At 68.0% G+C, this 26644-nt stretch carries 28 protein-coding genes; 17 read left to right on the plus strand and 11 right to left on the minus strand.

All coding sequences use genetic code 11. The annotated features are described in order from the left end of the window. The first annotated feature begins 61 nt into the window (after positions 1-61). Positions 62-2350: an isocitrate lyase ICL2 gene (aceA, locus tag BN4348_RS41470; protein ID WP_066912767.1), complete on the plus strand. Its 2289-nt coding sequence runs from the start codon at positions 62-64 to the stop codon at positions 2348-2350. A gap of 17 nt (positions 2351-2367) precedes the next feature. On the opposite strand, the gene BN4348_RS41475 is transcribed toward aceA, so the two are convergent. Next, a complete protein-coding gene (locus BN4348_RS41475) occupies positions 2368-5379 on the minus strand; it encodes a PPE family protein (protein ID WP_066912769.1) in 3012 nt (1003 codons plus the stop codon). 432 nt (positions 5380-5811) lie between these two features. Here BN4348_RS41475 and BN4348_RS59990 point away from each other — a divergent pair, with 432 nt between their 5' ends. The 3 genes from BN4348_RS59990 to BN4348_RS41490 all read left to right on the plus strand — a co-directional run bounded on the left by BN4348_RS59990 (position 5812) and on the right by BN4348_RS41490 (position 8019). Beyond that, complete coding sequence (locus tag BN4348_RS59990; RefSeq protein ID WP_066912771.1) at positions 5812-6018, plus strand: hypothetical protein; 207 nt, start codon at positions 5812-5814, stop codon at positions 6016-6018. 423 nt (positions 6019-6441) lie between these two features. After that, the gene (locus BN4348_RS41485; RefSeq protein WP_066912773.1) at positions 6442-7605 is read left to right on the plus strand and encodes an LLM class flavin-dependent oxidoreductase; all 1164 of its coding nucleotides are present in this window, start codon (positions 6442-6444) and stop codon (positions 7603-7605) included. A 90-nt stretch (positions 7606-7695) separates the two neighbouring features. Further along, positions 7696-8019, plus strand: a complete 324-nt coding sequence (locus BN4348_RS41490; protein WP_066912776.1) for a hypothetical protein — start codon at positions 7696-7698, stop codon at positions 8017-8019. Positions 8020-8049: 30 nt separating this feature from the next. On the opposite strand, the gene BN4348_RS41495 is transcribed toward BN4348_RS41490, so the two are convergent. Then, positions 8050-8517 (minus strand): SRPBCC family protein, encoded by a 468-nt coding sequence (locus tag BN4348_RS41495; protein ID WP_066912778.1) that lies wholly within the window; start codon positions 8515-8517, stop codon positions 8050-8052. 307 nt (positions 8518-8824) lie between these two features. Here BN4348_RS41495 and BN4348_RS41500 point away from each other — a divergent pair, with 307 nt between their 5' ends. From BN4348_RS41500 to BN4348_RS41540, 9 genes are all read left to right on the plus strand, one after another. Then, a complete protein-coding gene (locus BN4348_RS41500; protein ID WP_066912781.1) occupies positions 8825-9547 on the plus strand; it encodes an SDR family NAD(P)-dependent oxidoreductase in 723 nt (240 codons plus the stop codon). A gap of 21 nt (positions 9548-9568) precedes the next feature. Further along, positions 9569-10312, plus strand: a complete 744-nt coding sequence (locus BN4348_RS41505; RefSeq protein ID WP_066912783.1) for an SDR family oxidoreductase — start codon at positions 9569-9571, stop codon at positions 10310-10312. Positions 10313-10365: 53 nt separating this feature from the next. Then, positions 10366-11109 carry a DUF899 domain-containing protein gene (locus BN4348_RS41510; RefSeq protein WP_066912948.1) on the plus strand — a complete coding sequence of 248 codons (744 nt, stop codon included), beginning with the start codon at positions 10366-10368 and terminating at the stop codon, positions 11107-11109. Between the two features lie 12 nt (positions 11110-11121). After that, positions 11122-12108 (plus strand): sigma-70 family RNA polymerase sigma factor, encoded by a 987-nt coding sequence (locus BN4348_RS41515; protein ID WP_066912785.1) that lies wholly within the window; start codon positions 11122-11124, stop codon positions 12106-12108. Positions 12109-12119: 11 nt separating this feature from the next. Then, positions 12120-12701, plus strand: a complete 582-nt coding sequence (locus tag BN4348_RS41520; RefSeq protein WP_066912787.1) for a maleylpyruvate isomerase N-terminal domain-containing protein — start codon at positions 12120-12122, stop codon at positions 12699-12701. 93 nt (positions 12702-12794) lie between these two features. Next, positions 12795-14630 carry a fatty acyl-AMP ligase gene (locus BN4348_RS41525; protein ID WP_066912789.1) on the plus strand — a complete coding sequence of 612 codons (1836 nt, stop codon included), beginning with the start codon at positions 12795-12797 and terminating at the stop codon, positions 14628-14630. 49 nt (positions 14631-14679) lie between these two features. Next, complete coding sequence (locus BN4348_RS41530; protein ID WP_066912791.1) at positions 14680-15357, plus strand: hypothetical protein; 678 nt, start codon at positions 14680-14682, stop codon at positions 15355-15357. 45 nt (positions 15358-15402) lie between these two features. Then, positions 15403-15771: a SpoIIAA family protein gene (locus tag BN4348_RS41535; protein ID WP_066912950.1), complete on the plus strand. Its 369-nt coding sequence runs from the start codon at positions 15403-15405 to the stop codon at positions 15769-15771. Positions 15772-15793: 22 nt separating this feature from the next. After that, complete coding sequence (locus BN4348_RS41540) at positions 15794-16555, plus strand: YqjF family protein (protein WP_066912793.1); 762 nt, start codon at positions 15794-15796, stop codon at positions 16553-16555. A 7-nt stretch (positions 16556-16562) separates the two neighbouring features. Here the strand turns inward: BN4348_RS41540 and BN4348_RS41545 are convergent, their stop codons facing one another. After that, positions 16563-17330, minus strand: coding sequence for an SDR family oxidoreductase (locus BN4348_RS41545; protein ID WP_066912795.1), 768 nt, complete (start codon positions 17328-17330; stop codon positions 16563-16565). A 58-nt stretch (positions 17331-17388) separates the two neighbouring features. Between BN4348_RS41545 and BN4348_RS41550 the strand changes: the two genes are divergently transcribed. The 3 genes from BN4348_RS41550 (at position 17389) to BN4348_RS41560 (ending at position 21200) form a co-directional block, all read left to right on the plus strand. Continuing rightward, entirely contained in the window at positions 17389-17865 is a 477-nt protein-coding gene (locus tag BN4348_RS41550) for a nuclear transport factor 2 family protein (RefSeq protein WP_066912797.1), read from the plus strand. Between the two features lie 211 nt (positions 17866-18076). Further along, the gene (locus tag BN4348_RS41555) at positions 18077-20509 is read left to right on the plus strand and encodes a plasma-membrane proton-efflux P-type ATPase (RefSeq protein ID WP_066912799.1); all 2433 of its coding nucleotides are present in this window, start codon (positions 18077-18079) and stop codon (positions 20507-20509) included. Further along, entirely contained in the window at positions 20481-21200 is a 720-nt protein-coding gene (locus BN4348_RS41560; protein WP_160040425.1) for a class I SAM-dependent methyltransferase, read from the plus strand. The genes BN4348_RS41555 and BN4348_RS41560 overlap by 29 nt, the downstream gene beginning before the upstream one ends. 16 nt (positions 21201-21216) lie before the next feature. Here BN4348_RS41560 and BN4348_RS41565 read toward each other — a convergent pair whose 3' ends face one another. Genes BN4348_RS41565 through BN4348_RS41590 form a run of 6 tightly spaced genes read right to left on the minus strand, consistent with a single transcriptional unit; the run spans position 21217 to position 24638 of the window. Beyond that, on the minus strand, positions 21217-21555 hold the full coding sequence (locus BN4348_RS41565) for a hypothetical protein (RefSeq protein WP_066912803.1): 339 nt from the start codon (positions 21553-21555) through the stop codon (positions 21217-21219). Beyond that, positions 21552-22019 (minus strand): SRPBCC family protein, encoded by a 468-nt coding sequence (locus tag BN4348_RS41570; protein WP_066912805.1) that lies wholly within the window; start codon positions 22017-22019, stop codon positions 21552-21554. The genes BN4348_RS41565 and BN4348_RS41570 overlap by 4 nt, the downstream gene beginning before the upstream one ends. Then, complete coding sequence (locus BN4348_RS41575) at positions 22016-22330, minus strand: ArsR/SmtB family transcription factor (protein WP_066912807.1); 315 nt, start codon at positions 22328-22330, stop codon at positions 22016-22018. The genes BN4348_RS41570 and BN4348_RS41575 overlap by 4 nt, the downstream gene beginning before the upstream one ends. Next, on the minus strand, positions 22327-22884 hold the full coding sequence (locus BN4348_RS41580; RefSeq protein ID WP_235852719.1) for a TIGR03086 family metal-binding protein: 558 nt from the start codon (positions 22882-22884) through the stop codon (positions 22327-22329). Before BN4348_RS41580 ends, BN4348_RS41575 begins: the two co-directional genes overlap by 4 nt. A gap of 31 nt (positions 22885-22915) precedes the next feature. Beyond that, entirely contained in the window at positions 22916-23668 is a 753-nt protein-coding gene (locus BN4348_RS41585; RefSeq protein ID WP_066912809.1) for a DJ-1/PfpI family protein, read from the minus strand. A gap of 19 nt (positions 23669-23687) precedes the next feature. Further along, entirely contained in the window at positions 23688-24638 is a 951-nt protein-coding gene (locus BN4348_RS41590; RefSeq protein WP_066912811.1) for a GlxA family transcriptional regulator, read from the minus strand. A 110-nt stretch (positions 24639-24748) separates the two neighbouring features. On the opposite strand from BN4348_RS41590, the gene tpx reads away from it, so the two are divergent. Further along, positions 24749-25243, plus strand: a complete 495-nt coding sequence (gene tpx / locus BN4348_RS41595) for a thiol peroxidase (protein WP_066912813.1) — start codon at positions 24749-24751, stop codon at positions 25241-25243. 23 nt (positions 25244-25266) lie between these two features. On the opposite strand, the gene BN4348_RS41600 is transcribed toward tpx, so the two are convergent. Continuing rightward, positions 25267-26235 (minus strand): NAD(P)H-dependent flavin oxidoreductase, encoded by a 969-nt coding sequence (locus BN4348_RS41600; RefSeq protein ID WP_066912815.1) that lies wholly within the window; start codon positions 26233-26235, stop codon positions 25267-25269. After that, the gene (locus BN4348_RS41605) at positions 26235-26612 is read right to left on the minus strand and encodes an NYN domain-containing protein (protein WP_066912817.1); all 378 of its coding nucleotides are present in this window, start codon (positions 26610-26612) and stop codon (positions 26235-26237) included. The genes BN4348_RS41600 and BN4348_RS41605 overlap by 1 nt, the downstream gene beginning before the upstream one ends. Positions 26613-26644: the final 32 nt, after the last annotated feature.

Genomic DNA, 26644 nt, shown 5'->3' on the forward strand with positions numbered 1-26644 from the left:
AACCGCCTGCTCCGGGGATAAACTCACCTGCAGCGGAAATCGTGAAGAGGAGCGTAACCCCATGGCCATCATCGAAACGGACACACCGGTCCGCACGCCGTTCGAGCAGGACGTCGAGGCTACGCAGCGATACTTCGAGGGTTCGCGCTTCGCCGGGATCACCCGTCTGTACACGGCCCGCCAGGTCGCCGAGCAGCGCGGCACCATCGCGACCGATTACCCCGTGGCGCGCGAGGCGGCGGCGGCGTTCTACGACCGGCTGCGCGAACTCTTCGCGGCCAAGAAGAGCATCACCACATTCGGCCCCTATTCGCCCGGCCAGGCCGTGAGCATGAAGCGGATGGGCATCGAAGGCATCTACCTCGGCGGGTGGGCGACCTCGGCAAAGGGCTCCACCACCGAGGATCCCGGCCCCGACCTCGCCAGCTACCCGCTGAGCCAGGTGCCCGACGATGCCGCGGTGCTGGTGCGCGCCCTCCTCACGGCCGACCGCAATCAGCAGTACCAGCGCCTGCAGATGAGCGAACAGCAGCGCGCGACGGCCAAGGAATACGACTTCCGGCCGTTCATCATCGCCGACGCCGACACCGGCCACGGCGGTGATCCGCACGTGCGCAACCTGATCCGCCGCTTCGTCGAGGTCGGCGTGCCGGGGTACCACATCGAAGACCAGCGCCCCGGTACCAAGAAGTGCGGCCATCAGGGCGGCAAGGTCCTGGTGCCGTCGGACGAACAGATCAAGCGCCTCAACGCCGCGCGGTTCCAGCTCGACGTCATGCGGGTGCCCGGCATCATCGTCGCGCGCACCGACGCCGAGGCGGCCAACCTGCTCGACAGCCGCGCCGACGAGCGTGACCAGCCATTCCTGCTCGGCGTCACCAACCTCGACATTCCTTCGTACAAGGCGTGCTTCCTGGCCATGGTGCGCCGGTTCTACGAACTGGGAGTCAAAGACCTCAACGGTCACCTTCTCTACGCGCTTCCCGAAGGCGAGTACGCCGCGGCCACCGCCTGGCTGGAGCGCCAGGGCATCCAAAGCTTGATCTCCGACGCCGTAAATGCGTTGCGAGAGAACGGAAACCAATCGATCGACGACCTCTTCGACCAGGTCGAGTCGCGGTTCGTCGCCGCCTGGGAGGACGACGCGGGGCTGATGACCTACGGCCAGGCCGTCGCCGACGTGCTCGAATTCGACGCCAGCGAGGGCGAGCCGCGCGAGATGAGCTCCGACGAGTGGCGTGCCTTCGCCGCGCGCGCCTCGCTCTACGCCGCCCGGGCCAAGGCGAAGGAGTTGGGCGTCAACCCCGGTTGGGATTGCGAACTGGCCAAGACCCCCGAGGGCTACTACCAGATCCGCGGTGGCATCCCGTACGCCATCGCCAAGTCATTGGCCGCGGCGCCGTTCGCCGACATCCTCTGGATGGAAACGAAGACCGCGGACCTGGCCGACGCCCGGCAGTTCGCCGACGCCATCCACGCCGAGTTCCCCGACCAGATGCTGGCTTACAACCTCTCGCCGTCCTTCAACTGGGACACCACCGGCATGACCGACGAGCAGATGAAGGAGTTCCCCGAAGAGCTCGGCAAGATGGGGTTTGTCTTCAACTTCATCACCTACGGCGGACACCAGATCGACGGCGTCGCCGCCGAGGAGTTCGCCACCGCGCTGCGGCAGGACGGCATGCTGGCGCTGGCCCGCCTGCAACGAAAGATGCGCCTGGTCGAGTCCCCTTACCGCACACCGCAAACCCTGGTCGGCGGGCCGCGCAGCGATGCGGCGTTGACCGCGTCCTCGGGCCGGACCGCGACCACTAAGGCGATGGGCGAGGGTTCGACCCAGCACCAGCACCTGGTGCAAACCGAGGTGCCGAAGAAGCTGCTCGAGGAGTGGCTGGCGATGTGGAGCGAGTACTACCAGCTCGGCGAGAAGCTGCGCGTGCAGCTCCGGCCGCGCCGGGCCGGCTCGGACGTGCTCGAACTCGGCATCTACGGCAACGGCGAGGAACAGCTGGCGAATGTCGTCGTCGACCCGATCAAGGACCGGCACGGCCGCAGCATCCTGCAGGTGCGCGACCAGAACACCTTCGCCGAGAAGCTGCGGCAGAAGCGACTGATGACCTTGATCCACCTGTGGCTGGTGCACCGCTTCAAGGCCGACGCGGTGATCTACGTGACGCCGACCGAGGACAACCTCTATCAGACTTCGAAGATGAAGTCCCACGGCATTTTCAGCGAGGTCTATCAGGAGGTCGGCGAGATCATCGTCGCCGAGGTGAATCGCCCGCGCATCACCGAGCTGCTGACCCCCGACCGCGTGGCGCTGCGGAAGCTGATCACCAAGGAGGCGTAGGGCGCCGCCCTTGCCGATCAGTCCTGGAAGAACAGGCCTGCCAGCTCGGAGCCCGCGTTTTCGGCCCCCGAGACCAGGCTGGTCGCCGAGAACGGCAACGTGCCGGTGTTGAGGAACCCCGAGACACCGCCGCCCACGTTGTTGAAGCCCGAAATCAGGCTGCCGTAGTTCTGGTAACCGGAGCCGCCGAGGAGCCCGGCCACTGGGTTCGCGTTGAACCAGCCCGAAAGCGCCGGCCCGTTGTTGCCGAAGCCCGAGTCGCCGCCGGCGCCCGTGTTGAAGAAACCCGAGGACGGAGCGGTGCTCGAGTTGAAAAAGCCCGGGGCCGACGGGATGTCGATGCCCGCGACGGTGGTGCTGGGCAGGTGGATGCTCGGGATGGTGAGCGCCGGGGTGGTAAAGCCGCCGAGCCCGACCGGCGGGACGGTGAACGGCTGAGTCGTGACGGGAGGGACGCTGACCTGGGGAAGGGTGAACCCGCCCAGGCCGATCGAGGGCACCGTGTACGGCGTCGTCGTCACCGCGGGAGTGCTCACCTGCGGCAGCGTGAACCCGCCCAACCCGATCGACGGCAACGTATACGGCGTCGTCGTCACCGCGGGAGTGCTCACCTGCGGCAGCGTGAACCCACCCAACCCGATCGACGGCAACGTATACGGCGTCGTCGTCACCGCGGGAGTGCTCACCTGCGGCAGCGTGAACCCGTCCGCGCCGATTGCCGGGATCGTCAACTGCGGAGTAGTGATCGTGGGGGTCACGATCTGGGGGAGCGTAAACGCGTCGACGCTGATCGAGGGAATGTCGAACCCGCCGACGGAAAGGCTCAATCCGATCGGGGGAACGAAGAATTGGTTGATGGTGAGGCCGAGGCCGGTGATGGTGGCCGGGCCGATTTGTATGTAGGCGTCGGGGCCGCCCGAGTTCGGAGCCCCAGGGTGGCCTAAGGGAAGGCTGTTGCTGATCACCCCGCCGCCGATTTGGGGGAATACGCCGGGGGTGCCCGATTGCAAGACAAGGATGTTATTGGGGAAGAACAGAACAAAAGGCACCTTGATGGTGGGTAACGACACGTCCAGGTCGAGGGCCACTCCGGGGAAGTAGAAGCCGCCTCCCGGCCCGCCGATGCTGATCGACGTCAACTGGATTGCGGGCACATGTATCGCCGGCAGATGGAACGCGCCGATTTGCGTGCCGGCCGGTATCGTCACCGGCGGAACGACAATGGGGGGAATGGTCAGCGCGGGCAGGCTGAACGCGCCCACCCCGACGTTGGGCGGCGACGTCAACGCCGGAATCGTCAACGACGGCAACGTAATCTGCGGCAAACCAAACGCCCCGACCGCCACATCGGGCGGCGACGTCAACGCCGGAATCGTCAACGACGGCAACGTAATCTGCGGCAAACCAAACGCCCCGACCGCCACATCGGGCGGCGACTGCAACGCCGGAATCGTCAACGACGGCAACGTAATCTGCGGCAAACCAAACGCCCCGACCGCCACATCGGGCGGCGACTGCAACGCCGGAAACGTGAACGACGGCAACGTAATCTGCGGCAAACCAAACGCCCCGACCGCCACATCGGGCGGCGACTGCAACGCCGGAATGGTGATCGGCGGGAGGCTGATGGCGGGCAGAGTGAATGCGGGAACGGATATTCCGGGTATTTCGAGCGGTGGCAGCGTCAGATCGGGCGTCGTGAACGCCCAGTGGAGGCTGCCCTGGCCGACGCCCTGGTAGAGGGCGCCGGTATTCAGTTCGCCGCCGTTGTAGAGGCCGTTGTTCATGTTGCCCGTGTTGAAGGCGCCGGTGTTGATGTTGCCGGTATTGAAGAAACCGGTGTTGGCGCTACCGGTGTTGAAGCCGCCGGTGTTGGACGCGCCTGGGTTGAAGCTGCCGCTGTTGTAGTTCCCGGTATCCAGGTTGCCGGTGTTGGCCAAGCCCGCGTCGAACATGCCCGTGTTGAACGAGCCCGCGTTGAAGAAGCCCGTGTTTGCCGCGCCCGAGTTCCCGATGCCGGTGTTGTAGCTGCCGGAGTTCCCGATGCCGAAGTTTCCCGTGCCGGAGTTGAACAAGCCGATGTTTCCGGTGCCGGAGTTGAACAAGCCGAGATTGCCGCTGCCCGAATTCAGCCCGCCGATGTTGAATTGATTGATGCCCCCGGGGCCAATGCCGATGTAGGTATTGCCGACGCCGATCCGGTTGCTGCCCGTCAGGCCGATCCCGACGTTGTTGTTGCCGGTGTTCGCGATTCCGATGTTGGTATTGCCGGCGTTCCCGACACCGACGTTGCCGGTGCCCGCGTTGCCGAAGCCGATGTTGCCGGCCCCCAGGTTGCCGAAACCGGCGTTGGAGTTGCCGGAGTTTCCCAAGCCGCCGTTGGAGTTGCCCAGGTTGGCGCCACCGAGGTTTCCGAGGCCCGTGTTGGCGTTGCCGACGTTGCCGCCGCCGACGTTGGCGAGGCCCAGATTGAGGGTGGTCGTCTTGGGCGCGGCGGCGGCCGCGTTTGCGCCGGGCGGCTGAGTGAAGGGGGCCAAGGCCGCGACGGCCTCGGACGCCCCGGCGTGGTAGTTCGACATGGTCGACACCGCCTGGGCCCACATCTGCTCGTATTCGGCCTCGGCGGTCGCGATCGCGTGCGCGTTTTGCCCGAACAGGTTCGACATCACCAACGCCACCAAGTAGGAACGGTTGGCCGCCACCAGAGCGGGCTGCACCATCGCCGCCTGCGCCGACTCGAACCCGCTCGCGATAGCCCGGGCCTGCGCGGCCGCCCCCTCGGCCGCGGTCGCCACGGTGGTGAGCCAGGCGGTGTACGGGGTGGCCGCGGCCGCCATCGCCGCCGATGACGCTCCCCGCCATGCCCCGCCCACGAGGCCGGACGTGACCGTTCCAAAGGCGGCCCCCGCCTCGGCCAATTCCGCGGCAACCCCGTCCCACGCGGTCGCCGCCGCCAACATGGGAGCCGACCCCGCGCCGGCGAATATGTTGGCCGAGTTGATCTCGGGCGGCAGCACCACAAAATTCATTTTTCAACCTTTCGCGGCGATCTTCGGCGCGCATAAAACACGGCCCAATATGGCAACGGCTAAGCTTCAGACGGTCGCCGTGGCGCTTTTCGTAGCCCACAAGCTACGGGGCATTATCTGTGGCAAGCGCTATAAGTTATTGACTTTATACCGAATCGTTATAGGACTGTTATAACGAGCGGATCGATTTGTACAATTTTTTTACACGGCCGGTCTTATATGCCTCCGGCGCGATCAATGTCAACCATTACATAAGTGCGCGGAAGCAATTTTATTGGCCCGCCGACGGCATAAGGCAGCGACGGCGGGCCGCGCCCAATGGTCCGCCGCGCCGAAGCATTCTTGTAGCAATAGTTTCACAGGCGTATGCTTTGTTATTAACACCCGAAAAGTGGTTGTAACAAAGGGTGTCCACGAGGAAGGGAGTGGCTGATGAAGGCACCAATCAAGGCGGCGATCGCGATGTTCGGCGGCGCCGCTGCGCTGGCTTTGACGGTTGGATTCGGTGGCGTAGGCGTCGGCCCGGTCGGCGGCGCGTCGCCGACGACCCAGTCGTCGTCCGTGGCGCCGGCTCCGGCACCCCACGCCGGGGTCCATACGGCGACCCTGACCGGCTGCATTTCCGGCGAGAACTGCTAATCCCTCAAACCCCGGGCCGCTGGATCGCTCCCGATCCGGCGGCCCCGTTCGTCCCGTCGCCGTTCCCATCGGCGGTGTTCGACCCGTTTGCCGCCGCGCGCGGCCGGGTACGGAGAAGTGGACTGCAAACGAGTGGTGCGAGTGGAGATTGGGGAAGCTGATGAGGTCTGGAGCCAGGAATGCCGTCGCGCTTTTGGGCGGTTCGGCGATGCTCGTGTTGGCGGTCGGATGCGGCGGCGGCAGTAAGGGGCCGAGCAGCAGCAGCACGACGCCATCGACCACCACCACTCCTACTTCCAGCGTCGCGCCATCCACGGCACCGGGTGGGGGCGGCGGCGCCCCCGGCGGTCCCACCGGCGGCGGGGGCCCNCCCCGGGCGAGTTGAGTTATGGTTCTCCGCAACTCGACTGCAAGGGGACACCCATGGCCAAGCTCAGGTTTGGATACTTCATCGCCCCGTTCCACCGGGCGGGCACCAACCCGACCCTCGCCCTGCAACGCGATCTCGAGTTCGTCCAACATCTCGACGCGCTCGGCTTCGACGAAGCCTGGATCGGCGAGCATCACTCCGCCGGCAGCGAAATCATCAGCTCCCCGGAAATCTTCATCGCCGCGGCCGCCGAACGCGCCAGGCGCATTCGCTTCGGGACCGGGGTTATTTCGCTGTCCTATCACAACCCGCTCTGGGTCGCCGACCGATTGATGCTGCTGGATCACCTCACCCATGGGCGCATCATCGGCGGGGTGGGTCCCGGTTCGCTGCCCACGGATTCCTCGATGATCGGGCTGAATCCGACCGACACGCGAGAGCTACTCGAGACCAACCTCGACATCGTCGTTCGGTTGCTGGCGGGGGAGACGGTGAGCGCCAAGACCGCCACGCACCAGCTTTTTGACGCCAAGTTGCAGCTGGCCCCGTACTCCGAAGCGGGGATACCGCTGGCGGTCGCCGCGGTCGCATCGCCGACCGGGGCCCGGCTGGCCGGCAAGCACGGCATCGGGCTGCTGTCCATCGGGGCGACGCTGATCGTCGAGGGCTTCGACGCGCTGTCCTATCACTGGAACATCGTCGAGGAGCGCGCCGCGGCCTTCGGTACGCAGGTCGACCGCAAGGCCTGGAGCCTGGTCGGGCCCATGCACATCGCCGAGACCGACGAACAGGCCCGCGCCGACGTGAAATTCGGCATCGAGTCGTGGTTCAACTACTTCCAGAAGGTGGCGGCCTTCCCCCAGATGACCATGCCGGGCGAGCAGCTGGACGAGATGATCGACGTCATCAACGACAACGGGGCGGGCGTCATCGGCACGCCGGAGCGGGCCCGCGCCCAGGTGCAGCGGCTCTGGGATCAGTCCGGAGGCTTCGGCTGCTTCCTGCAGATGGGCCACGAGTGGGCGAACCCCGCGGCCACCAAGCGGTCGGCCGAACTGTTCGCCGCCGAGGTCATGCCCCACTTCCAGGGCCTGGCGCAGCCGACGCTGGACGCCGCGGCGCGGGCCGGGCAGGTGCGCGACGACCTGGCGCAGTCCCAGCTGCAGGCCGTCGAGCACATGGCCAAGAAGTATCAGGACGAGATCGGTTCTCAGTAGCGGCTCCTCGGCCAAACCACCGCAAGATCTCATACTGCAGCGACAGCGGCTACTCAGCTCGCAGCTAGTCAGGGGCGCAAGCCTCGATGCATGACCATCCAGAAATCCGGCACGCCGCGTCGGCAATGGCGGCGGCTCCAACTCATTTTCGCCGGGGCAGCGGCCCTTGCGACGCTCGCGCTTTTCGGCACGGCGCGTCCCGACGTCGCGGTGGCCGCTCCCGTCAGCGGCCCGTTCGGCGGCTTCGCCGCCGACGACAGCGACGACCAGGCCCAGTTGCAGCAACAGCTGGACCAGCAACAGCTGCAGCAGTCCATGCAACAGGCCGAGGAACAAAACGAACAGGCCCAGCAGCAATTCCAGCAGGACATGCAGCAGGCCCAGATCGACGAGCAGCAGGCCAACAACCCTTAGCCGTGAAAGCCCTGGGCCGCGGGGTAATCCCTACCGGTCGCCGGCCGACTCGCGCTCGGCCGCCTGCACCAGCCGGCCCGAGAAGAACCGGACCGCCCCGCCCAGCGCGGCCCGCATCACCGGACCCGTTCCGCGGACTCCTTCGACGAACTCGCCCGTCCAGCGGATGTCGGTGCCGCCCGACTGATTCGGGGTGAAGACCACCTCGCCGAAGTAATCCTTGGCGGGGCTGGGCGGCCCGACCAGCTTGTAGGCGTGCCGGCGGTCCTGCTCGTAGACGACGGTTTCCTCCTGCACGAGCAGCGGCCACATCCCGACCTTGCGGACGGCCCCGACGCCGCCCGGCGCCGGATCCCCCTGGCGCGCCCAACTCGACTGAAGAACGATCGGCTTGGCCCACTTCGACCAGTTGGCGCCGTCGGCGACCAGCCGAAACAACGTCGCCGCGGGCGCGCTGCTGGTGCGGTTGATTTCGAACGAAAACTTACGGCCCGACATGCCGCGTACCCTACGCGTCGGGTGTGGAGCCTACGAGTGCGGTCACGGTGCGGCCGTCCTCGAGCTCGATCCTGCAGCTGGCAAACCCGCTCCAGGCAACCCCGAATCCATTTCGGCCGGGTGAATTCGGGTGGACTCGTGGCGATGACAACCGAAGTCGCCAGAGGTCGCCCGCCGCCCCGCGATGAATTTTGGCGTCGAGCATTGTCTATATGTGTAGTTCCGTCGGACTCGATCGGCTCGATGGGTCAACACAAGCTGCCCCCGCACCTCCCGCGGGGGCTTTTCATTTGGGAAGGGGTTTGTCGTGAGTGAGATCGCCGACAAAGCAGTTCTGATCACCGGCGCCAATCGCGGCATCGGCCGGGCGCTCCTGGACGAGGCGCTGCACAGAGGGGCGCGGCGGGTTTACGCGGGTACGCGGGATCGCTTTACCGCGACCGATGAGCGCGTCGTGCCGGTGGCGCTGGACGTGACGAATAATGCGCAGATCCAAGACACCGTCGGCGCGGTCGAATCGCTTGATGTGCTGATCAACAACGCGGGCATCGCGCTCTACGACGATCTCAGCGATCCCGGGGTGCTCCAACGGCACCTGGCCGTCAACCTCTTCGGCACCTACGCGGTGACGCAGGCGTTCCTGCCGGCGCTGATTCGATCCCGGGGCGCGGTGATCAACAACCTGTCGGTCAACGCACTGGCGCCCCTGCCGCTCATTCCCGCGTACTCGGTCTCCAAGGCGGCCGCGCTCAGCCTCACCCAGTCGCTGCGCGCCGTCCTGGGGCCGCAAGGCGTCCGGGTCCACGCGATTTTCACCGGTCCGGTGGACACCGACATGACCCGCGACCTCGACATCCCGAAAGCAACCCCGCGGTCCGTCGCCGCCGCCGTCTTCGACGCACTGCAGCGCGGCGAGCACGACATCTTCCCCGATCCCGTGTCGCAATCCATCGCGCGGGGCTGGCACAGCGACCCGGCCAAGGAGCTGGAGCGCCAGTACGCCCAGCTACTCGCGACGGCCCACGCCTGACCGCACCACCAGGAGGACAAGATGAACAACCTATCGGGCAAGACCGCACTCATCGTCGGCGCAAGCCGCGGGCTGGGCCGGGGCATCGCACTGGCTACGGCCGCCGCCGGCGCCTCGGTGATAGCCGTGTCCCGCAGCGCGACAACGTTTCCCGAGCCCGGCGGCGCCGGCAGCATTCAAGCGGTCGTCGCCGACGCGACCGACTCCTCGGTGCCGGGCAGCCTTCTGGACCGATACGATCCGCAGCTTCTCGTGTTGGTGGCCGGGGCAACCCCGCTGATTCGCCCACTGCAGCACCACACCTGGGAGACGTTCTCGGCCAACTGGAATACCGACGTGCGCATCACCTTTCATTGGCTGCGCGAGACCCTGCTCAAACCGCTGCGGCCCGGCAGCACGGTGGTGGTCGTCAGCAGCGGCGCCGCGCTGGCCGGCTCGCCGCTCAGCGGCGGGTACGCCGGCGCGAAAGCCACCCAACGCTTCATCAGCGGCTACGCGCAAGAGGAGGCGGACCGCGCGGGCCTCGGCATCACCTTCACGGCCGTGCTGCCGCGGATCACTCCGCTGACCGACCTCGGCCGCCCCGCCGTGCGGGCCTACGCGGCCCGCAATGGGCAATCCGAAGAGGAATACGTCAGGCAGCTCGGCGAACCGCTCAGCCCGGAGTCGGCCGGTGCGGCCGTGCTCGAGTTGGCGCGGGCGGACAGCGCCAGCGTCGCTCCCGGCTACCTGCTGACCGGCGCGGGGCTGCAGAAGCTCCCCTGACACGCCCAAGCGTCGAAAAACACTGCACCACAACAGAAAGGCCGACGATGAACATGCAGACGCCCCCGATCGTATCGGCGCCGGACTGGGAGGCCGCGCGCCAGCAGCTGCTGGTCAGGGAAAAAGAGCTCTCCCGGGCACGGGACGCGCTGGCCGCCCGGCGCCGCCGCATGCCGTGGCTGCCGGTGGACAAGCCCTACCAATTCGACGGGCCCGACGGCAGGGTCAGCCTGCGGGACCTGTTCGGCGGCCGGCGCCAGCTGATCGTTTACCGGGCGTTCCTGAAACCCGGGGTGGACGGCTGGCCCGACCATGCCTGCCGGGGCTGCTCGATGATCGCCGATCACATCGGCAACCTCGCGCATCTGAATGCCCGCAACACCACGCTGGTGTTCGCCTCCCGCGGCGGCCAGCCTGACATCGCCCGGGTGAAGGCCCGGATGGGCTGGCACATGCCCTGGTACACGATCACCGACGACTTCGACCGCGACTTCGGCGTCGACGAGTGGCACGGCACCAACGCCTTCATCCGCAACGGCGACCGGGTGTTCCGCACGTACTTCATCAACAACCGCGGCGACGAGGCGCTGGGCACCACCTGGAGTTACCTGGACATGACCGCCCTTGGGCGGCAGGAGGATTGGGAAGACTCCCCGGACGGCTACCCGCAGAGCCCCGCGTATGCGTGGTGGAATTGGCACGACGCCTACGGCGAGGGGCAACAGCAGTGGTGGGACGAGCCCGACCCGGGCGCGCGCAACCCCGACGATCCCCGGCCGCCACGCCGCGACTCGTGAAAGGCTTTGGGCATGGCGCACGGCGGCATCGATGATTTCGCACAAGTGGCCGAACGGTACCGGCCGGAGCTGCGGGCATACTGCTACCGCATGCTCGGATCCGTCGACGAGTGCGAGGATCTCGTGCAGGACACCTACCTGCGGGCGTTGCAGGCGTACGAGGGGTTCGAGGGGCGATCCTCAGTCCGGCTGTGGCTCTACAAGATTGCCACGAACACATATTTGAACGTGTTGCAGACTCGCAAGCGGCGTCCCCTTCCCTCCGGGCTCGCCGCCCCGGCCGACAGCGCGGCAGTCGCGCCGGCCCCGGCGCAATCGGACATCCCGTGGTTGCAACCCGCACCGGACAGCCTGTTGTACGGCGCCACCGACGACCCCGCCGTCGTCGTTTCGGTGCGCAGCAGCGTCCGGTTGGCATTCGTCGCCGCCCTGCAGCATTTGTCGCCGTTGCAGCGCGCGGTCCTGGTACTGCGCGACGTATTGGGTTGGCAGGCCGGCGAAGTCGCCGAGATGCTGGAGACTTCCACCGCCGCCGTCAACAGCGCCTTGCAACGCGCCCGCGCCCGATTGGCACAGGCCGGCCCGGCGCTCGACGAGCTCAGCGAACCCACCGAACCCGAACTGCGCGACGTGATCGACCGCTACATGGCCGCCTTCGAACACGCCGACGTCGACGCACTGGCGGAACTGCTGCGCGCCGACGTCGAGCTCGAAATGCCGCCCATTCCAACCTGGTTCACCGGACGGGATGCGGTGTGCGCGTTTTTGGCCCGGGTCGTGCTGCACACCGCGGATCAGTGGCGGCTCGCGCCCACCCAGGCCAACGGCGCCCCGGCCCTGGCCATGTACGGGCGGGCACCGGATGGTTCCTTTCGAGCCCATGGGCTGGACGTGCTGGCCCTGGTCGACGGTCGCATCTCGCGTATCGTTGCGTTCAACGACGCGGCGCTGGTCGCGAAGTTCGGCCTGCCCGAGACGTTCGTCGCGCCGGGGAGCTGAAGGCACGGACCGTGTCCGACACCGATGAGCGGGCCGTGCTGACCGAGGCGGCCCGCTACCTGCTCCAGAATCTCCTTCTGGTTCGCGAGGCCGACCTCGCGGCGCCGACGCCCTGCCGGGAGTGGGACCTGCGCCGCCTGTTGCACCACATCTGCGCCTCGTTGGCGGAGGTCGCCACCCTGCTGGCCGCGCGCGACTTCGGCGAGGGGACCCGGCCGGCGGCAGGTTCCGATCCAGCGGGCGCAGTGCGGGCCGCGATCGTCGACTTGGTGCTCGCAGCCCGGGTGCACAAGTCCGCTCCCGCTTTTGCCGGCCGGTGGTGCGAGATCCAGGGCCGGACGCTAGCCGCCAAAACCGTTGTCCACGTTGGTGCCATCGAGATGGCCGTGCACGCGTGGGATATCGCCCAGGCGTGCCGAATCGATCGGCCCATTCCCTCGGGTGTCGCTTCGGCCCTGTTGTGGGTTTCGCCACCCCTGGCCCGGGCCGGGCTGGCCGGGCACGTGTTCGCCGAACCGCTGCCGGCACCGCCGACCGCCACGGCAAGCGAGCAGCTCCTTGCCCTGTTCGGCCGTCGACGCGCCCCTCGATGAGCGCGGGCCGGGCATCTACCGCCCCCGCGAACGTGGCGTGCGTCGACCCGCGCGGGGCACCGAGCCACCGCGGCGGGCACCTAGACTGCGCTCATGGATTGCGGTTCGGAGCGCAGCGCCGTGGCTCCAAAGGGCCTGCTACTGATAGAGGACTGCCTGGACGCCGAGGGCGGCGTCGAGTTGCCGCCGGGCACCACCCTGATATCGCTCATCGAGCGCAACATCGCCAATGTCGGTGACGCCGTGGCGTATCGCTTCTTGGACTACGCCCGCTCCGAGGGAAACGCGATAGAAGTGACCTGGGCCCAATTCGGGGTCCGGTTGCGGGCGATCGCCGCGCGGGTGCAGCAGTTCGCCGGCGAGGGCGACCGGGTGGCGATCCTCGCGCCCCAGGGCATCGACTACGTCGCCGGCTTCTATGCCGCGATCAAGGCCGGGACCATTGCGGTGCCGTTGTTCGCGCCCGAGCTGCCCGGCCACGCCGAACGCCTGGAGACGGCGCTGCGCGACTCCCGGCCCGCCGCGGTGCTCACAACGGCGGCCGCGAAAGAGGCCGTGCAGAACTTCCTCGGCAGTCTCCCGGACTTGCGGATACCGCAGCTGATCGTCATCGACCAGATAGCCGACTCGGCGGGGGAGCTGTTCGTGCCCGTCGACCTGGACATCGACCGCGTTTCGCACCTGCAGTACACCTCGGGTGCGACGCGGCCCCCGGTCGGGGTGGAGATCACCCACCGCGCCGTCGGCACCAACCTCGTGCAGATGATCCTCTCCATCGACCTGCTGGACCGGAACACCCACGGCGTCAGCTGGTTACCGCTCTACCACGACATGGGCCTGTCGATGATCGGCTTTCCCGCCGTGTACGGCGGGCACTCCACCCTGATGTCGCCCACCGCCTTTGTCCGCAGGCCGCTGCGCTGGATCCACGCGCTATCCGCCGGTTCGAAGCAGGGCCGGGTGGTGACCGCCGCCCCGAACTTCGCCTACGAGTGGACGGCCCAGCGCGGGCTGCCCGCGCCCGGCGACGACGTCGACCTCGGCAATGTCGTCCTGATCATCGGTTCCGAACCGGTCAGCATCGAGGCGATCCGGACCTTCAACAAGGCGTTCGCCCCGTATGGATTGCCGCGCACGGCATTCAAGCCCTCGTACGGCATCGCGGAGGCGACCCTGATGATCGCGACCATCGATGCCTCCGCGGAGGCATCCGTGGTGTATCTCGACCGCGAACAGTTGAGCGCCGGTCACGCGGTACGTGTCGCGGCGGACGCCCCGAACGCGGTGGCGCAGGTGTCCTGCGGCCGGGTCGCTCGCAGCCTATGGGCGGTGATCGTCGACCCCGAGAGCGGATCCGAACTGCCCGACGGTGATGTCGGCGAGATCTGGCTGCAGGGCAACAACGTGGGTCGCGGCTATTGGGGGCTGCCCGACGAGAGCCGGCTGGCCTTCGGCGCCACGCTGCGGTCGCGGTTGGGCGACGGCAGCCACGCCGAGGGCTCGACGGCCGAACGGCCCTGGCTGCGGACCGGGGACCTGGGCGTGTACCTCGATGGCGAGATCTACGTCACCGGTCGCATCGCGGACCTGATTACCATCGCGGGCCGCAACCACTACCCGCAGGACATCGAGGCCACCGTCGCCGAAGCCTCGCCGATGGTGCGCCGGGGCTACGTGACGGCGTTCTGCGTGCCGGAAGACGGCGACCAGCGTCTCGTCGTGATCGCCGAACGCGCCGCCGGCACCAGTCGCGAGGATCCCCAGCCGGCGATCGAGGCGATCGGGAACGCGGTGTCACGCCGGCACGGCGTGCCGGTCTCCGACGTGCGCTTCCTGCCGGCCGGTGGCATCCCGCGCACCACCAGCGGCAAACTGGCCCGCCGAGCCTGCCGCGCGCAATACCTCAGCGACACACTGGGAGTGCATTAACCGGCGGTGCCGAGCACGCCGCAAGGCGCCGCGGTGGCATCCTGGCGGAGTGGGTCTGCTCATCCGATTGGCGGAGCTCCTGATCGTGATCCTGCCGTTGACGGGCATCGTGGTCGCCGCGGTGCGGGCGTTCGCCGCCAACAATCGGCGCGCCGACGAGCCGCGGGAGGTGGATCAAGCGCGCCCGGCGGAAACTGTGGGAGCCTCGGCTGGTAACGTCAATAGCCAAGCGGCGCAATGGCTTTTGCTCCGACGCGTCATCGAGGAGCACAGCCGCACCGACGCACGATGGCTCGAGTACGAACTCGACGTCGCCAAGCTTCTCGACTTCCCGCTGATGACCGACATGCGCGATCCGCTCACGGTCGGATTTCACAAAGCCAAGCTCCGGGCGGACTTCCTGCGCCCTGTCAAGGCCGAGGACCTCCTGGATGATCGGGAGGCCGCGGCGCGGTATCAATCCGCCGTCGAGGACTACGTGACCGCGTTCAACGTTGCCGAGGCCGAGGCGACGCGCAGGCGCCGCAACGACTTCTCGGCCGAAGGCCGGCAGCGGATCGCGCGCGCCCAGAGCCTCTTGCGGGTGGCCGCGGACCCCGCCGCGGCGCCGCAGGAACGACAAAAAGCATTCGACCTGGCCCGCAAGGAGCTCGACGGCCTCATCGTGTTGCCCTCCACGACACAGGCCAGCATCGAGCGGGGGATCTCCGGCCAGCTGGAGGGATGACTTTCGGCTCTTATCTGTGCAAGCGGCTCGGTGCACCATGACGGCATGATCGATTATGAGCTGGACAGCGAGCACAACATCCTGCTGGTCCACCCGAAATCCGCGCTCGATAAGAACGACTTCACCGAACTCGCCACGGCCGTCGACCCGCACATCGAAGCCAACGGCGACCTTGCCGGGCTCATCATCAGCGCGCCGTCGTTCCCCGGCTGGGACAGTTTCGGAGCGATGGTCACCCACTTCCGCTTCGTTCGCGATCACCAGAAACACATCAAAAAGGTCGCGGTGGTCACCGACTCGCACCTCGGAGATCTGGCCGAGCATCTGGGCTCGCACTTTGTATCCGCGACGATCCAGCACTTTCCCGCCGGGCAAGTTGAACAGGCGCGGCAGTGGATCATCAACGGATCGTGAGTCGCCGGTCTACCGTTCTCGAATGGCCGTCCCGCCCGAGGTTCCCGACGCGCAACCGGGTCTCGCCGGCTACCCGGTCGCGCCGCCGCCGCTTCCCGGTCGAGTCACGTTCGAGCAGCGCTGGGCCGATCTGACCTTCATCCACTGGCCGGTGCGGCCGGACGGCGTCGACGGCCTGTACCCGCCCGGCACCCGCCCGGACGTCTTCGCCGACGGGATGACCTACGTGTCGCTGATCCCGTTCGTGCTGGCCGGCACCAGAGTCGGCACCGCGTTGCCGCTGCCGTACTTCGGCCGATTTGCGGAGACCAACGTCCGGCTCTATTCGATCGACGACGCGGGCCGGCACGGCGTGTTGTTCCGCTCGCTCGAAACCGCGCGGCTGGCCGCCGTGCCCGCGATCCGGGTGGGCGTCGGCGTGCCCTACACGTGGTCGAAGATGCGGGTGACGCGTCGTGGCGACCACCTCACCTACGACAGCGTGCGCCGCTGGCCCCACCGCGGTCTGCGCAGCCGGGTGACGGTCGCCCTTGGTGGCGTGGTCGAGCCGAATCCGCTGGAGGTCTGGCTCACCGCCCGGTGGGGCGCGCACACCCGCAGGGCCGGCCGGACCTGGTGGGTGCCGAATGAGCACGACCCGTGGCCGCTGCGCGCGGCCGCGATCGTCGAATTGAGCGACGAATTGCTCGGCGCGAGCGGGGTGCGACCCGCCGGCGAGCGCCTGCGTGCCCTGTTTTCGGCCGGGGTGCGGGCGCGCTTCGGTCGCCCGTGCCTCGTGGCTTGACCCGCGATCAGGGGCAAGAGTATCCGCCGTCGATGACGATGTCCGAGCCCGTCATGTAGCTGGACGCCTCGCTGGCCAGATACACATACAGCGCGGTGAGCTCCTCGGGTCGGCCCAGCCGGCCCATCGGTATCTTCGGCTCCCACTGGGCATGTAGGTCGGCAAAGGGCATGACGAGCTCGGTGAGGATGTAGCCCGGACTGACGCTGTTCACCCGGATTTGGTGCGGCGCGAACTCGACGGCCATGGCCTTGGTCAGGTGGATGACCGCCGCCTTGGCGGCGCAGTAGTGGCCGACCTGCTGCGGAATGTTGACGATGTGGCCGGACATCGAGGCGGTGGTGATGATGACCCCACCCCGTCCCTGCGCGACCATCGCCCGGGCGGAGGCCCGGGCGGTGAGGAACACGCCCGTCACGTTGGTGTCCTGGATGCGCTGAAACTCTTCGGGCGGCATGTCCAGCATCGGTGTGACGGTGATGATCCCGGCGTTACACACCGCGATGTCGATGCCGCCCAGCTCCGCGGTCACCCGGTCCAGCATGCTGTCGACCTGGTCTGGCCGGGTCACGTCGCAACCGATGGGCACGACCCGGCCGCCGGCCGCCGTGAGCTCCGCGGCGACCTCCTCCAACCGCTCGTAATGTCGCGCCGCGATCGCGACTGCCGCGCCCGCCTGGAGGTAGGCCAGCGCCACTTCCTTGCCGATGCCGCTGGACGCCCCGGTGACCAGAGCCTTCTTGCCGTGCAGGTCGAACAAGTTCAGCACGCTCATGCGATATCCCCATTCAGAGCAGTCACCTTGAATCGAAACACGTTCTAGTGTGTCCGCTATGGGCAAATTCAGCAGGGCCGAAATTGAGCAAGCCGTCGCCAACTACACGACCGTCGTCGAGGGGTGCAGCGCCTCGGGCGACTGGCGACCCTTCGCCGATCTCTTCACCGAGGACGTCGTCTACACCGAGCATCACTACGGCGTCTTCCACGGCCGCGAGGCGGTGCGGGACTGGATCGTCGCGGTGATGGCCCCGTTCCCGCACATGCGTTTTCCGAATGACTGGATCGCCTACGACGACGACAACGACGCCGTCGTCATCATGATCAAGAATCTCCTCGACCACCCGACCGACCCGGACGGCGAGCCGTTCTGGTTCCCCAACTGGACCCGGCTGGTCTACGCCGGCGACGGGTTGTTCCGCAGCGAGGAGGACATCTACAACCCGAACCGCGACGCGCCCAGGGTTGTCGCGGCCTGGATGCAGGCCGGCGGTCGGCTCGCGTCGGAGGAGATCCTGCAGCCCAACGCCTAAAGCCGAAGGGCGCGAACGCTTGCGGCCGAAGTGATCCTCTCGGACCCGCGCTGCGCCCCAGATTGCGCCTTCTGGCGCGAATAGCATTGTGCAATAATTGCACCCGCCTACTGTATTGGGTCAGTGCGCGCGGTGTCGGGCTGACCGTACGCCAAAGTTCCGCAGCCAGGACAGGAGCCCAATCGCCGGACCGGAGGCGAAGGAGGCGGCAGTGCACACTGAAGACGAATTGGCGAGCGTGCCGCTGCCGCAGGCATTGATCGAGCTGAACAGCTCCGCCGCCGGTTTGACCGCCGCCGAGGCGTTGCAACGGCTCCAGCGTTATGGTCCGAACGAAATCGTTGAGCGCCAACGCAATCCGGTGCTGGAGTTGTTGGGCTATTTCTGGGCGCCGATCCCATGGATGATCGAGGTCGCGCTGGCGTTGTCACTGGCTGCGCGGCATTGGACCGACGCCGTGATCATCGGGGTTCTGTTGGCGATGAACGGGCTGGTGGCCTATTTCGAGGAACATCAGGCGGCCAACGCGATCGCCGCGCTCAAGCAGCGCCTGGCCTCGTCTGCGCGGGCGTTGCGCGACGGCGCGTGGGTGACGGTGGCGGTGCGCGAGTTGGTGCCCGGCGACGTGGTGCGGGTCCGGCTCGGTGATGTGGTCCCCGCAGACCTGCGGGTGCTCGACGACGTCACGCTCGAGGTGGATCAATCGGCGCTGACCGGCGAATCGCTGGCGGTGAACCGCGGGCGGGGCGACAGCCTGTATTCGGGGGCGGTGGTGGTGCGCGGCGAGGCTGACGCGCTGGTGTGCATCACCGGGGCGTCGTCGTACATGGGCAAGACCACCGCGCTCGTCGAAAGCGCCGGCACCGTCAGCCACTTCCAGCGGGCCGTGCTGCGGATCGCCAACTACCTGATCGTCATCGCGGTCGCCCTGGTGACGTTGACGGTCGTGGTTTCACTGCTGCGGGCCAATCCCGTGCTGGAGACCCTCGAGTTCGCGCTGGTGGTCACGATCGCCTCGATCCCGGTGGCGCTGCCGGCGGTCTTATCGGTGACCATGGCGGTGGGTGCCCGCCAGCTGGCGCGCCAACAGGCCGTGGTCAGCCACCTGCCCGCGGTCGAGGAACTCGGCGGCATCGACTTATTGTGCTCGGACAAGACCGGCACCCTGACCCAGAACCGTCTCGCGGTCGCCGCCCGCTGGACCGCCCACGGCATCTCCGACGACGAGCTACTCGCCGTCGCGGCGTTGGCGTCACGCGCCGAAGACAACGACCTCATCGATCTGGCCGTGATGGCGGCCGCGGGTCAACGACCGGCGGCCTCGGTGGACCAGTTCGTTCCATTCGACCCGGTCAGCAAGCGCACCGAGGCGCTGGTACGCGAGCCCGACGGTCGGACGTTTCGGGTCAGCAAGGGCGCACCGCAGGTCATTGCCGCCCTGTGTGACGGTGACGGCGCGACCACCGAGGTCAATGACGTGGTCGGCCGCTTCGCCACCCACGGACACCGCTCTCTCGGTGTGGCCAAGACCGACGCCGACGGCTCCTGGCGGCTGATGGGCGTGCTGGCTCTTGCCGACCCGCCCCGCGACGATTCCGCGGCCACCATCACCGCCGCGAAGGAACTCGGCATCGATGTCAAGATGGTCACCGGTGACCAGGTCGCCATCGGCCGCGAGATCGCCCGCCAGGTCGGTCTGGGCGACCAGATTCTCGATGCGTCCACCCTTGACGTCGACGCCGCCGACGACGAGCTTGGCGCCCGAGTGGAGGCCACCGACGGATTCGCGCAGGTCTTTCCCGAACACAAATACCGCATCGTGCGGCTGTTGCAGGCCCGCGGGCACATCGTCGGGATGACCGGCGACGGGGTCAACGACGCCCCCGCGCTCAAACAGGCCGACGCCGGCATCGCGGTGGCCGGGGCCACCGACGCGGCCCGGGCGGCCGCCGACGTGGTCCTGCTGGCGCCCGGGCTGTCGGTGATCGTGGCCGCGATCGGGCAGGCCCGTGAAATCTTTGCCCGGCTGACCAGTTACGCCACCTACCGCATCGCCGAAACCATCCGGGTGCTGCTGCTGATCACCCTGGCGGTCGTGTTGATGAACTTCTTCCCGGTCACCGCCGCGATGATCGTGTTCCTCGCGCTGCTCAACGATGGCGCGATCCTGTCGATCGCCTACGACCACGTGCGCGGCTCACCCAAGCCCGTCAAGTGGGACATGCGCGTCGTGCTGACCATCGCCACAGTGCTCGGCGTCATCGGCGTCGTTGCCACCTTCACGCTTTTCTTCCTCGCCGACAAGGTCTTTGGCCTCAGCCACGACATGATCCGCACGCTGATCTACCTCAAATTGTCCGTTGCCGGGCAGCTCACCATTTTCCTCACCCGCACCCGGGGTCCCTTCTGGTCACGGCCCGCACCCGCACCACTGCTGCTGGGCGCCGTCATCACCGCGCAAACGATCGCCACCGTGATTTCGGTCTACGGGGTTGCGATGACACCGATCGGGTGGCGGTGGGCCGGTGCCGCGTGGGCCTACGCGGTGTTGTGGTTCCTAGTCAATGACCGGATCAAACTCGCGGCCTACCACTGGCTCGACCACCGCCGATCCCGTGCCTCCGCAACACCTGATCGCCGTTGAATTGATGGACGCCGAGTCGGAAAACCGTCAAGGCGGCGGACTTTCGCCGGAAATCGCGGCGCGCGTCTATGACAGGATCGGCCGGTTCCAAGACACCCAGAACCCATTTGAACGACCCGCGCTTGACCGGCTCATCGCCACCGCCCGTTTTGAGACTGCCACCTCAGTCTTCGAGTTGGGCCCCGGGACCGGTAGCTTTGCCCAGCGCCTGCTCAGCGACCACCTTGCGCCAACGTGCACATACCTCGGCGTGGACGTCAGCCCGCGGATGGTCGAGCTCGCCCGCCAACGCCTCGCGACCTTCGGCGATCGGGCCAGGGTCATCCACAGCGACGGGACGCTGCCGCTGCCCGCGCCGGACCGCTCGGCCGACAGGTTCATCGCCGCCTACGTCTTCGATCTTCTCCAACGCGACTACGCGTCACGGGTTCTCGTTGAGGCGCACCGCCTGCTCATCCCCGGGGGCCTGGCCTGTCTGGCCAGCCTCACGAATGGACAGTCGACTGTTTCACGACTGATATCGCGCGGCTGGCAGGGAATTTCGCGAGTCGCGCCTCGGCTCGTCGGCGGGTGCCGACCCATAGACCTGCGCCGCCTCTTCGATTCGGACAGCTGGGCTGTCGATGAGGACGTCGTCATCGAATCCTGGGGCGTTCCTTGCCAGCTCCTTGTCGCATCCGCCCGAGCGTGAGTGGACGCCCGGCCCGCTAGCCATCTGAAACTTGCCGGGCTGCAACAAATGCCAGGGCCTCGCGTAAAAGCGCGGGCCAGGCTTCCGGGCGTTCAGCGCCGATGGAGGCCCATTCGCGAAACCGGCGACCGGACGGCGCGAACGGCTCGGCCGCACCGGATTCCATCAGCTCGTTGACTCTCGCCGCCGGCAGCTTGACGACGAGCGCGGCGCTGCGCCGGTCGAAAGAGGCGAAGAATCGGCCGTCGGCGCGCAGGCAGGGGAGACCCATCATCGTCGACCGGGTGACCGTGGCGTCGGCCAACAACGGTTCGGCGACCGCCCAGAAGCGGGCTTCGGTGGTCCCGCCGGTCACCGGCGTAGCTCCGCGCGACTTGGCACCCGGCGGTCGGCCCACGGATCGGCCTCGACGTCCTCGCCTTCGGCGGTGCGGCGCAGCCGATGGAGGTAGTGAGTCCAGCCGCCGTCGTGGGCCTCCGCGGCGCCCTCGTCGAGACCGCGATGCACCAGTTTGACGAGCGTGGTGCCGTCGGTCTGCGGAATGAGGTTGACCTCGACGGTGGTTGAGCCGGGCGGGATCCCGACGTCGGCGCGCTCCCAGCCGTAGGTGAACACGATCCGCCGCGGCGGGTCGACTTCGACGTAGCGGCCGGACACGGTGTCGCCGTTGGGATGGGTCCAGCGGACGACGCCGCCCGGGGTGGCATCCAGGATTGCGCCCTCGGCCATCCACTGCCCGAATTGCGCCGGGTCGGTGAACAATTCAAAGACACGCTCTGCGGTGGCGCGTACGGATAGCTGCTGGATGACAAGCTTCACGGAGATTCGCCTTCGGCGGCGGCGCGCAGCCGTTGTAGCGGCGCGGCCCAGAAGTCGTCCAGCAGCGCCGCCACCTCTGCGACCCGCGCCAGGTCGGCGCGATATAGCCGACGTGTCGCATCGACACGGACGTCGACCAGTCCCGCGTCGCGCAAGACCTTGAGGTGCTGGCTCGCAGCCGATTTCGACAGCCCCGCGGCGTCGGCGAGCGCGGACGCGGGCCGCTCCTGATCCCACACCAACCGCAGCATCGTGCGGCGGCCCGGGTGCGCCAGCGCCCTGATGGCATCCTCGACGGCCGGCTCGGTCATGGTGCGCGGCCCATCGCCGCCAGCAGCCGATCCTGGGCCGACGCGCCCTCGCCGACCACCACCGCCGGGCCAACGATCCCGGCTTCCCTTCCGCGCCTTGGCATTTCGGGGAGAAACATTGCGGTGCAGGCCTCCACCAGGCCCGCGTCAAGCCGTTCATCCTGCTTCGTCGCCCGGGCCAGGTCCCAGGTGTGGATCAGCACGTCCATAAACGTGCCGGCAACGGCGGCCGACACGGGCCAGTCGAAGCCGAGCGGTGAGACACAGACCCGCTCCAGCGCGCCGGGGGATTCCAGGGCGGTCAGGACGCGGTTCACGCGCGCCCGGTACTCAGTGCCCGGCACACCCTCCGACGGGCCCGGCCCCATCCCCTTCGCCGCCGAGAGCAGGTAGTCCGCGCCGCCGATCAGGTGGTCAATGAGCTGGTGCACCGACCACTCCGAGCAGGGTGTCGGCCACCCGAGCTGATCGGGTCTGACCGCCTCGACGACCGCTACCGCGCGCTCCGTCGCGGCGCGGTACAGCAGCGACGGAGCGGGCTGATTGTTCAACACCCGCTAAATTTAGGACCTGCTAAACAATGCGTCAAGCCCCCGCCGCGGCGGGTGTGACCCGCCTCCGCCGGCGCGACCGGACCGCCGTCAGCGCCTGATCCCAGGCCAGCAGCGTGGTGGCCGCCAAGTTGGCCGGCTTGACGCTGTCCCTCGACAGCAGCGCGGTGGCGGCGGCCTTCGTGGTCGCCGACGCCTTGGACAGGTGACCGGAGTCGAACGGCGGCTGCGGGTCGTATTCGATCGCGAGCTGGATCGCCTTGGCGCGGCCCTCACCGCCGATCTGGCCGGCCAACCACAGCGCGAGGTCCAGCCCGGCGGACACGCCCGCGCTCGTGATGACGTTGTCCTCGTGCACGATCCGCTCGTCGGACACCGGGGTGACGCCGAACGCCTTCAGCGCGGGAAGCGCGATCCAGTGCGACGTGGCGCGGCGGTCCTTGAGCAGACCGGCGGCCGCCAGGATCACCGAACCCGAACACACCGACGCCGTCCAGTCGGCGGTCGAATGCGCCCGGCGCAGCCACTCCAGCAGCACCTCGTCCCGCGCGTGCACCGGGGTCGACGGGCCGCCCGGCACCAGAATCACGTCGGGGGAAGGGGTTTCGGCCAGCGAGTGGGTGGCGCCGATGACCAGCACGCCGGAGTCGGCGGTGATCGGCCCGGATTCGTGCCACACGAACCGCACCTCGGCGCCGGGCAGGTTGCGCAGCACCTCGTACGGACCGATCATGTCCAGCGCGGTGAAGCCCGGATAGGCCACGATGGCGATTTGGGTATGGGACATCGGGGGGATCCTTTCTCGATCAGGCGAAGGCCTTGCGGTACTGATCCGGCGAGATGCCAACGCGCCGGAGGAAGTTGCGCCGCATCGTTTCCGCGGTGCCGAAGCCGCACCGGGCGGCGATCGCGACGACGGTGTCGTCGGTCTCCTCCAACTGCCGGCGCGCGGCTTCGGTGCGGATGCGTTCGACGTAGTGGCCCGGCGCCTCACCCACCTCGTCGGTGAAAACCCGGGTGAAATGGCGCGGGCTCATCGCCGCGCGGCGGGCCAGGTCCCCGATGCTGTGCTGCCCGCCCGGTTCGGCCTCGATGGCCTCCTGCACCTGGCGGATGGAGGTGCGTTTGGCGCGCGGCATCCACACCGGCGCCGCGAATTGCGTCTGCCCGCCCGGGCGGCGCAGGTACAGCACGAGCCAGCGGGCGACCGTCTGCGCGACGTCGGTGCCGTGGTCGTCCTCGACCAGGGACAGCGCGAGATCAATTCCGGCGGTGACACCCGCGGCCGTCCACACCGTGTCCGAGCTACGGACGAAGATCGGGTCCGGATCGACGTCGACGGCGGGGAACTCGCGGGCCAACCGCCCGGCGAACGCCCAGTGGGTGGTCACGCGCCGGCCGTCCAGCAGCCCCGCCTCGGCGGCGAGGAACGCGCCGGTGCAGACGGTGACCACGCGGCGCGCGTTTCCGGTGACGCGTTTGATCCAGCCCACCAGCTCCGGATCGGATCGCGCCTCCTCGACACCGGCCCCGCCGGGCAGCACCACAGTGTCGAGGTCTTCGCCGGGGTCGGGCAGCGGCTGGGCCAGGAAGGCCAGGCCGGTGGCGGTGCTCACCGGTTGACCGCCCACCGAGGCCATCAGGACGTCGTACCCGCCGCCGGTCAGCAGCGACGCACCGGTGAACACGTCGTGGGGTCCCACCACGTCGAGCGCCTGGACGCCGGGGAAACCGACGATCACCACCCTGCGAGCCATGCACTCAGTCTCGGCCTGAACCCTCATGGCGTCTACGCCCAGTACCCCACGAATTAGGACATGCCGACCTGGCCCCAGGCCTCCGCACCGGGCTTGGCAGACTGTGCCCCATGGCACAGATAACCTTGCGTGGAAACCCGATCAACACCGTCGGCGAGCTACCTGCCGTCGGATCCCCGGCCCCGGCCTTCACCTTGGTCGGCACGGACCTGGGCGCGGTCAGCACCGACCAGTTCAGCGGTAAGCCCGTGGTGCTGAACATCTTTCCGTCCATCGACACACCGGTGTGTGCGACGAGCGTGAGGACCTTCAACGAGCGCGCGGCCGCGACCGGCGCGTCGGTGTTGTGCGTGTCGAACGACCTGCCGTTCGCGCAGGCGCGATTCTGCGGCGCGGAAGGCATCGAGAACGTCAAGACGGGGTCGGCGTTCCGCGACAGCTTCGGCCAGGACTACGGCGTCAGCATCGTCGACGGCCCGATGGCCGGCCTGCTGGCGCGTGCCGTGGTCGTGGTCGGCGCCGACGGCAAGGTCGCCTACACCGAGTTGGTGCCCGAGATCGCGCAGGAGCCCGACTACGACGCGGCGCTGGCGGTGGTGGGCTGACGCCAAGGTCGTCGGCTTCGACGTCAGGAGCCGTCCGCCGTAATCGGACCCAGCCGGTCGACCGTGGCGGCCAACACCTCGCGGCACCCGGTCCACATCCGGGTGATGATGTCGGCGGCCGGCGCAACGTCGTGGATCCGGCCGGCCACCTGGCCGGTGTTGGCGACGCTGGCGTCCATGTCGCCGTCGAAGTAGAGCCGCTGAACCCGTTGCAGCGCCTCCGCGCCTTGCGCGAAAGACGCTGACGCATCGAGCTTTTCGGCGGCGGGCGTGCGGATCACCCGCATCATTCGTTTCCCGTCGAGGGGCAGTAGCACGGTCGCCGTCTCGTCGGCGCGCACGACCGCTTGCTTGAGGTTGGCGTGCACCGGCGACTCCGCCGAGGCCATCAGCCGGGTACCCATCTGCACGCCCTCGGCGCCGAGGACCAGCGCGGCGGCCATGGATCGGGCATCGCAGATGCCGCCCGCGGCCACGATGGGCACGTCGACCTGGGCCGCGACCAACGGCAGCAGCACCATGGACGACGCGCCGAAGCGGTTCTTGAACCCGCCCCCCTCGACGCCCTCGACCACCAGGCCGTCCACGCCGGCATCGACGGCCTTCTTGGCGGCGGCCAGGGTGCCCACCACGTGGAACACGGTGATGCCCGCGTCGTGCAGGCGGTCGGTGAACAGCGAGGGGTCGCCTGCCGAGGTGGTGACGAACCGGATGTCGTTGGCGACAAGGAGATCCACCACGGCCGGATCGCGGTTGAACAGCAGCGCGATGTTGGCGCCCACCGAACGGTCGGTGAGCTCCCGGACGCGCCGGATGTCGGCGCGGCCCGCTTCGGAGGTGGTCTCGATGATCCCCAGCGCCCCCGCGCTGGACACCGCGGCGGCCAACTGGGCGCCGGCGATGTAGGTCATCGGCGCCTGGATGATCGGGACATCGATCCTCGCGAGCTCGCAGACCCGGTTGGGGGCGGGGCCACCGCCGTCGGCGGCCATCAGCCGCGGGGGTCGATCAGGTCGCGGAAGCCCGCCGCGGGGTAGACGGAGGCGCCTAACGTCGCGACCCGATCGGTCAGCCCCTTGTCCGACGTCACCACCCGGATGTCGTGCGGTCGCGCGTCGGCCCGCACCAGCCGGACGATCTGGTCGTCGGCAGAGTTCGCGGCCGGCCTGGGGGCGTACGCGACCTCGATCACCGACGAACCGATGGCGGTCGCCGGCGGCCGCTCAAACACCACGGTCACGTGCTCTGCTTGTGTTGCCGCCCACCGGTCGAGCCTTTCCACCAGCGCGACCATGGCGCGCCCGCGGTCCTTCCACCACCCGTCGGGGCGACTCCCGATCACGTTCATGCCGTCGACGATCCAGCGCACAGACACACGGTATGGCACACCGGTTGCAGGGC

This window comes from Mycobacterium interjectum (genome assembly GCF_900078675.2).
GTDB lineage: Bacteria > Actinomycetota > Actinomycetes > Mycobacteriales > Mycobacteriaceae > Mycobacterium > Mycobacterium interjectum.